Origin of the sequence: Clostridium sp. (genome assembly GCF_050717635.1) — a bacterium.
Classification (GTDB): domain Bacteria; phylum Bacillota; class Clostridia; order Clostridiales; family Clostridiaceae; genus Clostridium_AD.
This window is the reverse complement of sequence record NZ_JBOITO010000040.1, coordinates 1-13,147: the sequence shown is the minus strand read 5'-3', so window position 1 is coordinate 13,147 and position 13,147 is coordinate 1. Positions and strand designations below refer to the sequence as shown.

General features: G+C 33.2%; 23 protein-coding genes. 22 read left to right on the top strand and 1 reads right to left on the bottom strand.

The genetic code is table 11. The annotated features are described in order from the left end of the window. The first annotated feature begins 4 nt into the window (after positions 1–4). The 21 genes from flgL to ACREWB_RS20725 all read left to right on the top strand — a co-directional run bounded on the left by flgL (position 5) and on the right by ACREWB_RS20725 (position 11,498). Positions 5–976 carry a flagellar hook-associated protein FlgL gene (gene flgL / locus ACREWB_RS20825; RefSeq protein ID WP_431549395.1) on the top strand — a complete coding sequence of 324 codons (972 nt, stop codon included), beginning with the start codon at positions 5–7 and terminating at the stop codon, positions 974–976. 28 nt (positions 977–1,004) lie between these two features. Next, positions 1,005–1,439, top strand: coding sequence for a flagellar assembly protein FliW (gene fliW / locus ACREWB_RS20820; protein WP_431549394.1), 435 nt, complete (start codon positions 1,005–1,007; stop codon positions 1,437–1,439). A 40-nt stretch (positions 1,440–1,479) separates the two neighbouring features. After that, positions 1,480–1,695 carry a carbon storage regulator CsrA gene (csrA, locus tag ACREWB_RS20815; protein ID WP_431549393.1) on the top strand — a complete coding sequence of 72 codons (216 nt, stop codon included), beginning with the start codon at positions 1,480–1,482 and terminating at the stop codon, positions 1,693–1,695. A gap of 14 nt (positions 1,696–1,709) precedes the next feature. Beyond that, positions 1,710–2,057: a flagellar protein FlaG gene (locus ACREWB_RS20810; protein WP_431549392.1), complete on the top strand. Its 348-nt coding sequence runs from the start codon at positions 1,710–1,712 to the stop codon at positions 2,055–2,057. Between the two features lie 29 nt (positions 2,058–2,086). After that, the gene (locus tag ACREWB_RS20805; protein WP_431549391.1) at positions 2,087–2,377 is read left to right on the top strand and encodes a hypothetical protein; all 291 of its coding nucleotides are present in this window, start codon (positions 2,087–2,089) and stop codon (positions 2,375–2,377) included. 12 nt (positions 2,378–2,389) lie between these two features. Then, the gene (fliS, locus tag ACREWB_RS20800; RefSeq protein WP_431549390.1) at positions 2,390–2,785 is read left to right on the top strand and encodes a flagellar export chaperone FliS; all 396 of its coding nucleotides are present in this window, start codon (positions 2,390–2,392) and stop codon (positions 2,783–2,785) included. A gap of 18 nt (positions 2,786–2,803) precedes the next feature. Beyond that, positions 2,804–4,414: a flagellar filament capping protein FliD gene (fliD, locus tag ACREWB_RS20795; protein ID WP_431549389.1), complete on the top strand. Its 1,611-nt coding sequence runs from the start codon at positions 2,804–2,806 to the stop codon at positions 4,412–4,414. A 24-nt stretch (positions 4,415–4,438) separates the two neighbouring features. Further along, positions 4,439–4,780: a flagellar protein FliT gene (gene fliT / locus ACREWB_RS20790; RefSeq protein ID WP_431549388.1), complete on the top strand. Its 342-nt coding sequence runs from the start codon at positions 4,439–4,441 to the stop codon at positions 4,778–4,780. Positions 4,781–5,208: 428 nt separating this feature from the next. Beyond that, complete coding sequence (locus ACREWB_RS20785; RefSeq protein ID WP_431549387.1) at positions 5,209–6,555, top strand: flagellin N-terminal helical domain-containing protein; 1,347 nt, start codon at positions 5,209–5,211, stop codon at positions 6,553–6,555. Positions 6,556–6,634: 79 nt separating this feature from the next. Beyond that, complete coding sequence (locus tag ACREWB_RS20780) at positions 6,635–6,823, top strand: hypothetical protein (protein WP_431549386.1); 189 nt, start codon at positions 6,635–6,637, stop codon at positions 6,821–6,823. Positions 6,824–6,838: 15 nt separating this feature from the next. Continuing rightward, a complete protein-coding gene (locus ACREWB_RS20775; RefSeq protein WP_431549385.1) occupies positions 6,839–7,018 on the top strand; it encodes a YjfB family protein in 180 nt (59 codons plus the stop codon). 32 nt (positions 7,019–7,050) lie between these two features. Further along, the gene (locus ACREWB_RS20770) at positions 7,051–7,470 is read left to right on the top strand and encodes a hypothetical protein (protein WP_431549384.1); all 420 of its coding nucleotides are present in this window, start codon (positions 7,051–7,053) and stop codon (positions 7,468–7,470) included. Between the two features lie 501 nt (positions 7,471–7,971). Next, positions 7,972–8,337 (top strand): hypothetical protein, encoded by a 366-nt coding sequence (locus ACREWB_RS20765; RefSeq protein ID WP_431549383.1) that lies wholly within the window; start codon positions 7,972–7,974, stop codon positions 8,335–8,337. After that, entirely contained in the window at positions 8,330–8,620 is a 291-nt protein-coding gene (locus tag ACREWB_RS20760; protein WP_431549382.1) for a site-specific integrase, read from the top strand. Before ACREWB_RS20765 ends, ACREWB_RS20760 begins: the two co-directional genes overlap by 8 nt. Before the next feature lie 189 nt (positions 8,621–8,809). After that, the gene (locus ACREWB_RS20755; RefSeq protein WP_431549381.1) at positions 8,810–8,989 is read left to right on the top strand and encodes a YjfB family protein; all 180 of its coding nucleotides are present in this window, start codon (positions 8,810–8,812) and stop codon (positions 8,987–8,989) included. Positions 8,990–8,991: 2 nt separating this feature from the next. Next, on the top strand, positions 8,992–9,231 hold the full coding sequence (locus tag ACREWB_RS20750) for a hypothetical protein (protein ID WP_431549380.1): 240 nt from the start codon (positions 8,992–8,994) through the stop codon (positions 9,229–9,231). A 462-nt stretch (positions 9,232–9,693) separates the two neighbouring features. After that, on the top strand, positions 9,694–9,873 hold the full coding sequence (locus ACREWB_RS20745) for a YjfB family protein (protein WP_431549381.1): 180 nt from the start codon (positions 9,694–9,696) through the stop codon (positions 9,871–9,873). A 2-nt stretch (positions 9,874–9,875) separates the two neighbouring features. Further along, entirely contained in the window at positions 9,876–10,115 is a 240-nt protein-coding gene (locus ACREWB_RS20740; RefSeq protein WP_431549380.1) for a hypothetical protein, read from the top strand. A gap of 290 nt (positions 10,116–10,405) precedes the next feature. Further along, positions 10,406–10,540: a YjfB family protein gene (locus ACREWB_RS20735; RefSeq protein ID WP_431549379.1), complete on the top strand. Its 135-nt coding sequence runs from the start codon at positions 10,406–10,408 to the stop codon at positions 10,538–10,540. A gap of 83 nt (positions 10,541–10,623) precedes the next feature. After that, positions 10,624–11,043, top strand: a complete 420-nt coding sequence (locus tag ACREWB_RS20730; RefSeq protein WP_431549378.1) for a hypothetical protein — start codon at positions 10,624–10,626, stop codon at positions 11,041–11,043. A 152-nt stretch (positions 11,044–11,195) separates the two neighbouring features. Then, entirely contained in the window at positions 11,196–11,498 is a 303-nt protein-coding gene (locus tag ACREWB_RS20725) for a hypothetical protein (protein ID WP_431549377.1), read from the top strand. A gap of 135 nt (positions 11,499–11,633) precedes the next feature. On the opposite strand, the gene ACREWB_RS20720 is transcribed toward ACREWB_RS20725, so the two are convergent. After that, the gene (locus ACREWB_RS20720) at positions 11,634–12,050 is read right to left on the bottom strand and encodes a LapA family protein (protein WP_431549376.1); all 417 of its coding nucleotides are present in this window, start codon (positions 12,048–12,050) and stop codon (positions 11,634–11,636) included. A 164-nt stretch (positions 12,051–12,214) separates the two neighbouring features. Here ACREWB_RS20720 and ACREWB_RS20715 point away from each other — a divergent pair, with 164 nt between their 5' ends. Further along, positions 12,215–13,078, top strand: a complete 864-nt coding sequence (locus ACREWB_RS20715; RefSeq protein ID WP_431549375.1) for an SLC5/6 family protein — start codon at positions 12,215–12,217, stop codon at positions 13,076–13,078. The last annotated feature ends 69 nt before the right edge of the window (positions 13,079–13,147 follow it).

Sequence of the window (13,147 nt, the reverse complement as noted above, 5' to 3'; positions counted from 1 at the left end):
AGATATGAGAATAACCAATAAAATGCTATCTAACAATTTTTTAAGGGATATGAGAACAAATTTAACAAATCTGAGTAAGATACAGAACCAAATGAGTTCAGGTAAACAAATAACAAAACCTTCAGATGATCCTGCTAAAGCATCTAAGATAATGCAAATGTATTCAGAAATAGATGCAAATAAGCAATATAATAGTAATATAAAAAGTACAACAAATTGGCTTGACATGACAGATGAAACATTAGATAGGATGGGCTTTGTAGTAGGAAGAATAGACGAACTTTTAGTTTCTACCGGAAATGGTGGCTATGGTGATGATCAAAGACAAGCTGTTAAGGATGAAGTAAATCAAAGAGTAGAGGAACTGTCAAATTTATTAAATACATCTTTTGATGGTAAATTTATATTTGGTGGGACAAGAGGAACTACTAAACCTACAGAAATAGCCTCGGGTGGTATAGACGATAAGAATAGCCGATTAGTATATTCACAGGTTGGAGGAGGAGAATTAGTAGATATTACAGGAGCAGGTGCTACAGAATATAATCAAATAAATTCAAAGATTTCAGTGGAAGTATCCCAAGGAGTAACTATGGAGTACAATGTTACAGCCACAGAAATTATGAACTATGGAGATGGGGATAATCTTATGGAATTATTGAGTAATATTACAAACCATCTTGATGATGGGGCTACTAGTGAATTGACTGGTGGAGACTTGGAAGGTATTCAAAGTGCTATGACTAATATACTAAAACTACGTTCACAAGTTGGTGCTAAGCAAAACAGAATGGAAAGTGCTGAATCTAGAAATGTAGATGCAAACTTTAATATGACTGAAATTTTATCTGCAACAGAAGATATAGATATTACAGAAACAGTAATGGAATATGCTACTATGCAAAATATATATATGGCATCTCTTCAAACAAGTGCTAAGGTTATTCAACCTACATTACTTGATTACTTAAGATAGATTAAAACTAAGGGAGTGAGTTTGTAATATGGAGATAGTTACTAAGTACCATGGAGTTGTATCATACAGCGAAGAAGATGTTATAGTGTTCAAAAAAGGGTTACCAGGCTTTAAGGAACTTAAAAAGTTTATAATTTTTCCACTAAAAAGTAATGAGGCCTTTAGTATATTACACTCAATTGAAAATATTGCAATTGGTTTAGTTTTGGTATCCCCCTTTACCATCCTTATAGATTATGAATTTAAAATACCAGAAACTAATTTAAAAGAACTTGGAATAGAGATACCTGAAGATGTAGAAGTACTAACTACAGTAACTTTAAATTCAAATATAGAGAATATGACTACTAATTTAAAAGCCCCAATCATTATTAATATAAAAGCAAAATTAGGGGAACAATTAATATTAGATAATGATAAATACAAAGTAAAAGAACCTCTATTTAAAGTAGTCAATAAATAATAATTTCTATCATGATAAAGAGAAGCAAGGGGGACAGGTAATGTTAGTAATCAGTAGGAAAAAAGGTGAATCATTACTTATAGGTGAAGATGTAGAGATAACTATAGTAAAGATTGAAAATGGTTCAGTAAAAATTGCAATAAGTGCACCAAAAGAAATTGGAATACTTCGGAAAGAGCTCTATATAGAAGTAGAGTCTGAAAATCAAAAAGCTATGACCTTTGATGCATCAGCGTTAGAAAAGTTAAAGAAATAAATTAGGGGGAAGTTATGAATATTGGGGGTATTGGTCAAAGTAGTACGATGGATATAGATAGATTTTACAAAGCACCAGAAACTGTTGTGGTATCAAAACCTGTTGAAGTTAATAATTTATTTAATGAAAAAGATGATAGTGAAAAACAAATTAAAAATGCAGTTATTAAAATTAATAAATTTTTAGAAGGTGAAGGTACCCATGTTAGATATCAAAAGCATGATGTTCTTAACCAAATGATTGTAAGCGTAATTGATAATAACACCAATGAAGTGATAAAAGAAATTCCTTCTAAAAAGATATTGGATATGGTAGCTAAAATGTGTGAAATGGCTGGTATTTTAGTAAATAAAAAAGCATGACCCTTTAGAATAAAGATAGGAGGGCTATTATGGAATTTAAATTAAATAAAATTGATGTTGAATTAAGACAAAGAGTTAAGGATACAACAAAATCTGGTGTAGTTCATAGGAAAAATGCAATAACTGTAAACAAAGATAGAAATCCTAGAGATAATTCAAGCTCCTATGAAGAATATAAGTACAAGCTTTCAAAATATAAGAAGAAACATAAAATATCCATAGGTGCGTCGAGAAATAATCAATATGAGATTGAGGTATTTAAAGAGGCATTGGAAAAAGAGCAAAGAATAATTGGAAATTTTATAGATACTAAAAAGTAGGGGTGGAGGAGTATGGCAATGAACGCTTATGGAAATGCATTTAATACTTATAAAAATAATAGCGTGAATTTTGCATCAAAGGATCAACTCCTTTTAATGCTAGTTGAGGGAGCTACGAAGTTCGCAAAAATAGGTAGACAAGCAATTATAGATAGAGATGTTAAAAAGGCTCATGAGAATATTGTGAAAACGCAGAATATATTTTATGAGTTAATGGTAACTTTGGATGTGGCAAAAGGTGGAGAGTGGGCAGAGAGTTTGATGAAGGTTTATGATTTTATAGTTAGAAGACTTGCAGATGCAAATATGAAGAAGAGTGAAGAGATTATGAATGAAATAATTCCACTGATTGATGATGTTAGGGACACTTGGAATGAGGCTTATAAGAGGACTAAAGGTAAGAAATAAAATAGGGGATGATAATATATGGCAGGTATGAGAATTGGCGGTATGGCTACGGGGCTTGATACGGATACATTAGTGAAGCAAATGATGCAGCCTTATAATATGAAAGTGGATAAACAAAAGCAAGATAAACAAGTTATTCAATGGAAGCAGGATATATATAGAGAGCTTATAAATGACACTAGAGGGCTTAAAAATTCTTATATGGATAATATTAAGCCAAATGATAATTTATTAATGCAGAAGAATTATTCAGGATATGATATTTCAAGTAGTGTAGGTTCATCATCGGCAACAGCAACAGCTGGGGTTGGCGCTGTGGAAGGAAATTATATAGTAAATGTAACGGAACTTGCTAAGGGAGCCAAAGTAAGTGGAATAGCTTTAGTGGGTAAAACTACTTCAAGTAAGTTATCAGAGTTAACTCCTAATTTACTTGATGGAAACAAGATTACATTTGCTGTAAATGGAGAAGCGGCTATTGATATTACTGTTGATGGTGCTGCTAGTATGACAATTCAACAATTTACAGACAAAGTCGATAGTGAAACAAATGGAACTGTAATTGCAAGATTTAGTGAACTTACGCAGAGTTTTTCCTTCGAAACAAAAGGGCAAGGTGAATTAGCTACTTTAGATATATCTGGATCAGAAGATTTAATGCAGGCTTTAAAGATTGATGGTGGAATTCCAGCGATTTTAGAAGATCCACTTGATCCAACAAGTGGCATAATAACTTTAGCAAAGAAATTAGGGAGATATGCTAATCTAACTGTAGTACCTCCTGGTGGAGATATTGACAATCCAATTTCTGTAGACAACAAAGCAACAAATAATTTTACTATAGATGGAATCAATTATGCATTAAAAGGAATAGGAGAAACAACATTATCAGTAACAGTAAACACAGATAAAACCTATGATAAAATAATGGGTTTTATAACTAAATACAATGAACTTATTGATAAAGTAAAGGAAAAAGTAGAACAAAAGAAACAATATAGTTTCAAACCTTTAACAGAGGACCAAAAGAAAGAAATGGAACCAGAAGAAATAAAAATATGGGAAGATAAAGCCAAAGAAGGCTTAATTAAGGGAGATAGCAATCTGAATTCTATGCTAAGTTCAATGAGAAGTGCTTTCTTTGATTCTGTGGAGGGAGTTTCCATTACTCTTAAAGATTTAGGATTTACTACTTCAAAGGACTATACGCAGAGAGGAAAAATTGTTGTTGATGAGAGTTTAACAGCTGACCAAGCTAAAAAGAAATTTTCTGATGCATTAAAAAGTAATGGACCTGGAGTTGCTGATTTATTTAGTAAATCTGGTGAAAATGATAATGAAAAGGGCATATTCCAGAAATTAAATGCTATAGTGGAAGACTATACTAATCCTTTTGGCGAAAAAGGAATATTACTTAAAAAAGCAGGTATAAAAGGTAATACTACAGAATTTAAAAACCTTTTATCTGAACAGATGAAACAAAAAGATAAATTTATAAGTGAACTTACTAAAAAGCTTGCTGTTAGGGAAAATAGTTTTTATACAAGGTTTGCTAGGTTAGAAGTTGCAATGAATAAATTGAATTCTCAATCAAGTTGGTTAACTCAACAATTTAGCCAAGGTCAGTAAAATCTATAAAATGGAGAAATGTTTATGAGTGAATTAAAACAAATGTTAGTACAATTCAAGCAAGTGACTGTAGAGCTTATTAAGGTACTTAAACAGGACGAAATTTATAAGTTAGATGAATTACTTAATAGTAGGCAAACGGTTATCGAGAATATGGAGAAGTTTCAGTGTTCTACTGAAGAATTCAGAAAGCTATGTAGTGAACTAGATATATTAAATGCAGAGAAAGAATTATCAGAATTAATGCTAGAGAAGAAAGAAAGTACAAAATGTGAATTAGATAAGATACAAGTTACGAGGAGTGCTAATAGGAATTATAACAAAAGTTTTTATGCAAATTCAGGGACATTTGATAAACAAATATAATAAGTATAAAATATTTTCAAATAACTATAAAGTATGAAATGTTTCGTACGATATACTTATTATGAAGAAGATGAGTAAGTTATATTCTAGAAAAAAGGTCGAAAATATAATTAAAAATTATTTTCATAAAACTATAAAGTATTAAATTTAACTTACGATATTAATATTAGAAGTTGAAATTACAAATAAACTTCTTCAGATTAGAAGGAAATGACGGCAGAAGGTTGCCTAACTGTTGAAAATCAACTTGATGTTTACAATGCTCTGAAAGCCTTGATATCGCAAATATGATGAAATTCAACAAAAAGCAACAATGACAAATTGAAAAGAAACATTTCAACAAGTTAGTACAGCTCAGAGCGAGCTTAACTATAAATAAAACTAGAGGACAAGGATGTCCTACTAAAATTTCAAGGAGGAATAATATTATGATAATCAATCACAATTTAGGTGCAATGAACGCTAACAGAAACATGGGTATAAACGCAAGTAACGCTAACAAATCTATGGAGAAACTTTCTTCAGGTCTTAGAATTAACAAGGCTGGAGACGATGCAGCAGGTCTTGCTATATCAGAGAAGATGAGAGGACAAATTAGAGGACTTGACCAGGCTGGAGCTAATGCCCAAGACAGTATTTCATTATTACAAACTGGTGAAGGTGCATTAAATGAAACTACTTCAATACTTCAAAGAATGAGAGAGCTTGCAGTTCAAGGATCAAATGATACTCTAAATTCAAATGATAGGGGACAAATCCAAAAAGAAATGGATCAGTTAGTTGCTGAAACAGATAGAATTGGTAATAACACAGAGTTCAATACTAAGAAACTTCTTAATGGTGGAGCTAATGTAAGTGGAACTGTTACAGGCGCAGATGCAGCAAGCATAGCTATAGTAGGAGGTACTGGAGATACTACTAAAGGAGCTGTTGTAACAATGACTGCTGCAACTGTAGCTACTGCTGCCACTGATAAAGCTACTACTGCTCAATCTACGACTGCATTAGCTGCAGCTAGTACTATTACAGTAAATGGAACATCGTTTTCATTTGAACTAGGAACTACAAATCAGAATGTATTAGATACTATTAATAATGCTGGAGTAGGTGTAAAAGCTACATTAGATGCATCTAGTACATTTAACATTACTGCTAATAGTGTTGGAAGTGCTTCTAAAATGGATATTTCAGGAGTAACAGGAGATTTTGCTGGCATAGCTACTGATACAGGAACAGATGCAGTAGTTACTATTGCAGGTGGAGCTCAATATTCAGCTGTTGGAAATAATGTAACTATTCAAGATGGTACAGGTAAAGGATTAGAATTAAATGTTCTTAGTACGTTTACAGGTGGTACTGCAACTTCTACAGTTGATAACAATGGTACACTATCATTCCAAATTGGAGCAAATGAAGGTCAAATGCTAAATGTAGGCATTGCTGACATGAGATCTGCAGCTTTAGGAACAGCTGGAGTTAAAGTTACTGATTCTGCTACAGCAACAGCAGCTATTACTACAATCCAAACTGCAATTGATACTGTTTCATCAGAAAGATCAAAACTTGGTGCTTTCTCAAACAGATTAGAGCACACAATAGCTAATTTAGGAACTGCATCAGAAAACATGACATCAGCTGAATCAAGAATCAGAGACGTTGACATGGCTAAAGAAATGTCAACATTCTCAAAGAACAACATTCTTAATCAAGCTGCTCAAGCAATGCTTGCACAAGCAAACCAACAACCACAACAAGTTCTTCAATTATTAAGATAATTGATAAACTTATAAAAGTAATATTAAGGAGTCAGGGTGAAAACTCTGGCTCTTTTTTCTTAAATGGAGGTATTAATTAATGGAAACATATCAAGTAATGATTTGTAATAAGAATATTGATATTACTATCAGTAAAACTAGTAATAAAGAATATCCATTCTACGCTGCTGCTTCTTATAAAAATATAGATGGTGCTGGAAAAACAGCTGATGAAGCAAGAAAAAAATGTGAAAGTGTGGTCAAAATGGATATACTAATGAATTCTTAATAAGGAGGTAATCAAATGGACATAGGAGCACTATCAATGATAATGAGTCAATCAAGAGTACAACAATCAGCAGGTATAGCAGTGATGAAGATAGCTATAGATACTGGGAAGCAAGCAGCAACTCAGATTAATGAAATGATGGGCAAAGTTGCAGTAGACCCTAATGTAGGGCAGAACTTGGATGTAAGGGCATAGGTATTGAAAAATAGTAGATAGGGGGTTATCATATGGACATAGCAGCACTATCAAAGGTTCAACAACGTGCTGACATAATAAAAACGGAAGCGGCTATGGATACAGAGGTAAAGAACAATAACCAAATGAAAGAAAAGACACATATTGATGCAATAGATCCTAATATCGGACAGAATTTAGATGTAATTGCAGATAATCAAATTGATAAAAAAGAAGAACTACATAAACAGCTACAACGGGAAATAAAGTGGGCGAAGGAGAAAGAGATTCTTCTTAACCTCAAAGAAGTAAAGCTGCTACAAATGAGAGAGATAGCGGAACAAGGTAAGCAAGTTGTCGTTACTCCAGAGCAATTAAAAAACTTGAATCATAGGCTAGACAAGTTAGCAGCGCAGGTTAGTGCGATAGATAGTGATAGCAGAAAAACAAAAGACGGAAGAAAATTAGAGTGAGCATTAGTGGCTATTGGATTAGCTACTGGTGCTCATTTTGTTGTGGTGGATAGGGATACTCCTATTTTGTAAGGCAAAGAGGGCATAGTTTTCAGCTCTAAAAGCCCTCTAGAATATAAGTAGGTGTGGAAGTAGACTGAAAATTGTACTGAAAAGACAGTACTAAGCCTAAAATATCAGCACTATTGGCACTCTAAAAGTAGTATGTCGATAGTGACGATATCTAGGGGAGAAAGATGGGTTCACTGCAAAACTATGTGAAAATTCACTGCAAAAATATAGTGTAATGGCTACAGTAGCAACATCTATTGTAGTGCAAGGGTTAACAGGAAATCAGACACAAAAGTTTGACTGCATAATCTAAATAATGCAGTGAAAAGGTAATAGCCTAAGATGGAGTAAAATCTGTCTTAGGCTATTTTTTTGTGCCTGTAACTACTGGAAAATCAAAGATATATTATTACCTTGAGTAATAGAAATAGAATTCAAGGAGGAGTAATAATGATAAAGATAGCTCATAAAAGAGAAGTAATAACTATACCAAATCTACCAGTAGAAGTAGTAGTAAAAGCGATGGAGATTACAACTATTCTTGAAGATAACTACGGAGAAACAAGGAATATAGACCATGACCTAGGAGGCTATATACTAATAGCAGAGGTTCCAGAAGATGTGGAAACTATAAAGAAACTAATAGATTTTGGATATACATTACCAGAGTATGTTGAGCTAATATCTTGTGAAAATGGAGACAGCTATACCAATTCCCTAATGCTTCTGAGCAGTGACTATAGTATAAGTCTCATAATACTACTAAGTCTAACACCTAAAGAACTACTGAAGTACATGGGAAATAGCCATGAATGATAATCACACTGAAATAGTAGCTGAAAAAATAGTATCTAGCTTTGAGGAATCATTAGTTGCAGATGGTAAGGCACCTAAAACAGTAGAGAGCTATACAGGAGATATTAGAGCCTTTCTTGAATGGTTGGAGTCTAAGGGCAACATTTTCACAGGAAATATGAAGAGATTTCACATAACTTCCTATAAGAGTGAACTTGTACAAAGTAACTATGAAATCAACACCATCAATAAGAAACTAAATAGTCTGCAATCATTCAATCAGTTTCTAATTAGCAACCAATAAACGTATTCGCTACGCTTCATACATTTATTGGAAGGGGGTCGTGTCAGCCACCTAGTATATGGGAATATAGCAAGGCGTCCCGATGGTCCGCCAAGTACCCAGTGGTGTAAAATTTGGAAATCATACAATTGCATACAAAATTAAAGAGTAATTTATTTTTATTTATCAGATCAAAAGGGAGGTAATAAAATGGATATAGGAGCACTATCAATGATAATGAGTCAGTCAAGAGTGCACCAATCAGCTGGAGTAGCGGTAATGAAGATGGCAATGGATACTGGAAAAGAATCTGCTGCTCAGATGACAGAAATAATGAAGAATGTTGCAGTAGACCCTAGTGTAGGACAGAACTTGGATACTTGGGCATAGGTATGGGTGAAAGAGAAGAACTAATGATGGAATTAAACAGGGTAAATTACAGACATAATATGCTAGGAATCATGGAAGTGAAGTTACTTCAAATGAGAGAAATAGCGCAGCAGGCAAAAGATGAGAATTTGAGTGTTATGGAAATAGAAGTTTTAAATACTAAGTTAAACAATCTAGCATCAAAGGTGAATGCAATAGATGAGGAAAGTAAAAATATAGAAAGTGAAAGAATAGTTGAATAAGTATCAGTGGCTATAGAAATAACATAATAAACTCAATAAAATAGATAGGTGGTAATCATGTGGATATAGCATCACTATTAATGGAAGTGAGTCAACCTAAAGTTCAACAATATCCTAATACAGTAGGGATGAATACGGCTACGCGGACTGATATAATGGGAAATAATGATTAGCAAGCTCTGGCAAGCCTTCGCAAGCACCCCAGGGGTGTAAAATTTGGAAATTACAATTAGATACAAAATTAAAGAGTGAATTATTTCTAGCAACCAATAAACGTATTCGCTACGCTTCATACATTTATTGGAAGGGGGTCGTGTCAGCCACCTAGTATATGGGAATATAGCAAGGCGTCCCGATGGTCCGCCAAGTACCCAGTGGTGTAAAATTTGGAAATCATACAATTGCATACAAAATTAAAGAGTAATTTATTTTTATTTATCAGATCAAAAGGGAGGTAATAAAATGGATATAGGAGCACTATCAATGATAATGAGTCAGTCAAGAGTGCACCAATCAGCTGGAGTAGCGGTAATGAAGATGGCAATGGATACTGGAAAAGAATCTGCTGCTCAGATGACAGAAATAATGAAGAATGTTGCAGTAGACCCTAGTGTAGGACAGAACTTGGATACTTGGGCATAGGTATGGGTGAAAGAGAAGAACTAATGATGGAATTAAACAGGGTAAATTACAGACATAATATGCTAGGAATCATGGAAGTGAAGTTACTTCAAATGAGAGAAATAGCGCAGCAGGCAAAAGATGAGAATTTGAGTGTTATGGAAATAGAAGTTTTAAATACTAAGTTAAACAATCTAGCATCAAAGGTGAATGCAATAGATGAGGAAAGTAAAAATATAGAAAGTGAAAGAATAGTTGAATAAGTATCAGTGGCTATAGAAATAACATAATAAACTCAATAAAATAGATAGGTGGTAATCATGTGGATATAGCATCACTATTAATGGAAGTGAGTCAACCTAAAGTTCAACAATATCCTAATACAGTAGGGATGAATACGGCTACGCGGACTGATATAATGGGAAATAATGATTAGCAAGCTCTGGCAAGCCTTCGCAAGCACCCCAGGGGTGTAAAATTTGGAAATTACAATTAGATACAAAATTAAAGAGTGAATTATTTCTATTTTTAAGATCAAACGGGAGGTAATATAATGGACATAGGGGCATTATCAATGATAATGAGTCAATCTAGAGTGCAACAATCAGCTGGCATTGCAGTAATGAAGATGGCTATGAATGTTGGAAAGGAAAATGTTACTCAGATTACTGAAATAATGTTGCAGTAGACACTAATGTAGGACAGAACTTGGATACTATTGCATAGAAATAGATAGAGAACTAAGAAAAAAAGTAAATAGGGGGTAATCATATGGATATAGCAGCACTATCAAAGGTTCAACAACGTGCTGATATAGTAGAAATAAAGTCGCCTATGGATTTACAGAAAGAAAATGCTAATCCAAATATAGAAAGGATACGCAATGTTGCAATAGACTCTAACCTAGGACAGAAATTAGATGCAATTGCAGATAATCAAATGGATAAAAAAGAAGAACTACATAGAAAGCTGCAACAGGAAATAAAGTGGGCAAAGGAGAAACAGATTCTTCTTAACCTCAAAGAAGTAAAGCTGCTACAAATGAGAGAGATAGCTGAACAAGGTAAGCAAGCTGTTGTCACTCCGCTACAACTTAGAAATTTGAATCATAGGTTAGACAAGTTAGCGGCACAGGTTAGTGCAATAGATAGTGATAGCAGAAGAACAAAAGACGGCGAAAAATTAGAGTGAGCATTAGTGACTATAGAATAGCTGCTGATGCTCATTTTGTTGGAAGACACCCCAGGGGTGTAAATTTTGGAAGTTGTGGTTAAAATATATTTATGATTTCAACCACAGTTGTGATATGATATAATAAAAGAAAACACTTAGGTGGTGGATTTATGGATAAGGAAATATTAGATATTCTAAAAGCAATGCAAAGTGATATGAAAGAAATGAAAGTGGATATGAACTCCATGCATGGAGAGATGAACTCAATTAAAACCACACAGAATGAACATACTCAAATATTGAGAGCTTTGGAGCATAAGACTGATGTTATAGCAGCTGAACAAGAAAATATGAAGCATGATGTTGCAGAAATTAAAGGTGAAGTTAAGAGTATGAGAAAAGACATGAGTAGTGTGGAAATTATCACAGCCAATAATTGGTCAGATATTGCTAAATTAAAGGCTATAAAGTAATTAATATATTGTTAATGATATTTTTTAATTAGTAAGTTTAGAATAGAAAAACAGATGGTAAAATACAAAAATGAGCAGTAGTAGCTATAAATAGCTACTACTGCTCATTTTTGTATTGCTAGGATTTGACATGCATTAAAGAATTATTTCGTCTTTAGGATTATCATTAAGTCGTTTGATTTCAACATTTAGCGTACTTATTTCATCAGTTGAAATTTTATTATTAGCTTCTAATAGCTCTATTTTATTTTTATAAGTTTCATTTTCAACCTTTAAATCAGTGTTTTCACTTTTAATGGTTTCAATTTCTTCTTCAAAATTATTAGCCTTTTTTGTTAACCTCTTATTACCACGACTTAATACAAATTCTTTTTGTAAACCCAACAAAGTCACAATTATAGCACCTATAATTGCAGATATAAAGATTACAAGAGACAATGACACATCAAATTTTGCTGATAAGAAATTAATTGTAGTAATTGAGGCATTTTGAATACCGAATAGTGTTACTATAATAGCAAAAATTAAAGAAAGTATAAAACCAATTCTCATAAAACATTACCTCCTTAGTTAATTATTTTATTTACTAAATTATAGCATATTTGTTGCATCATGAATACACAGATTAAAGCAAATTTAATTTGTAATATATTTTAAAAAAATTAATATATTATATATAATTGGTTTTTAAAATTCAAATAAAAAGGGGGCTAATAATGGTTGAGAAACGAGAAAACTGGGGTTCGAAAATTGGACTTATTTTAGCAATGGCGGGAAATTCAATTGGTCTTGGAAACTTTTGGAGATTTCCATATCAAGCTGCAAAAAATGGCGGCGGAGCATTCATGATTCCTTATGTACTAGCCCTTCTTTTAATCGGAGTTCCACTAATGCTAGTAGAATGGATGATGGGAAGACTCGGTGGAAGATATGGACATGGTACTGTAGGATTTATGATTTATATTCAATCAAGGGACAAGATTAAACCTAAAAAAGCAATCATACTAGGTTCTATATGTGGAATGTTAGTTATTGGAGTCACATTACTCGTAAATTCATATTATAATCACATAATAGGGTGGACCCTGGGCTATGCTGTTCTATCTGCCACTGGTGGATACTCAGATATGGCTGTAAGCACAGGAGAGTTTTTTGTGAACTATATACAAAATCCTGTTTATGTATTTACTTTCTGGATCATTAGTTTATCCTGTTTAGCACTAGCAGTTACAAGAGGAATTCAAAAGGGCATAGAATCTTGGGCAAAATTAATGATGCCTGCTCTTTATATATTTGGATTTGTGTTAATTTATAAAGCGTTAACTATAGGATCACCAGTTAATCCAGATTGGTCAGCTATCAAGGGTCTTAATTACCTTTGGACTCCAAGATGGGCAGATTTAAGTTTTAAAGGAGCTCTTGCAGCAGCAGGTCAAATTTTCTTTACGTTGTCACTTGGTATGGGGATTATTCAAAACTATGCTTCTTATTTAAAAAAAGATGATGATATTGTAGCATCAGCTGTAGATTGCAATATAAAATGTCCGAAAATTTCAAGAAAAAATAATGTTAAGCTGTAAAGGTTTTCTGTTCCATCATATTAGCAGATAAACCGTTAAAAATCCTTCTGGGATAGTTGTTAATCCAAT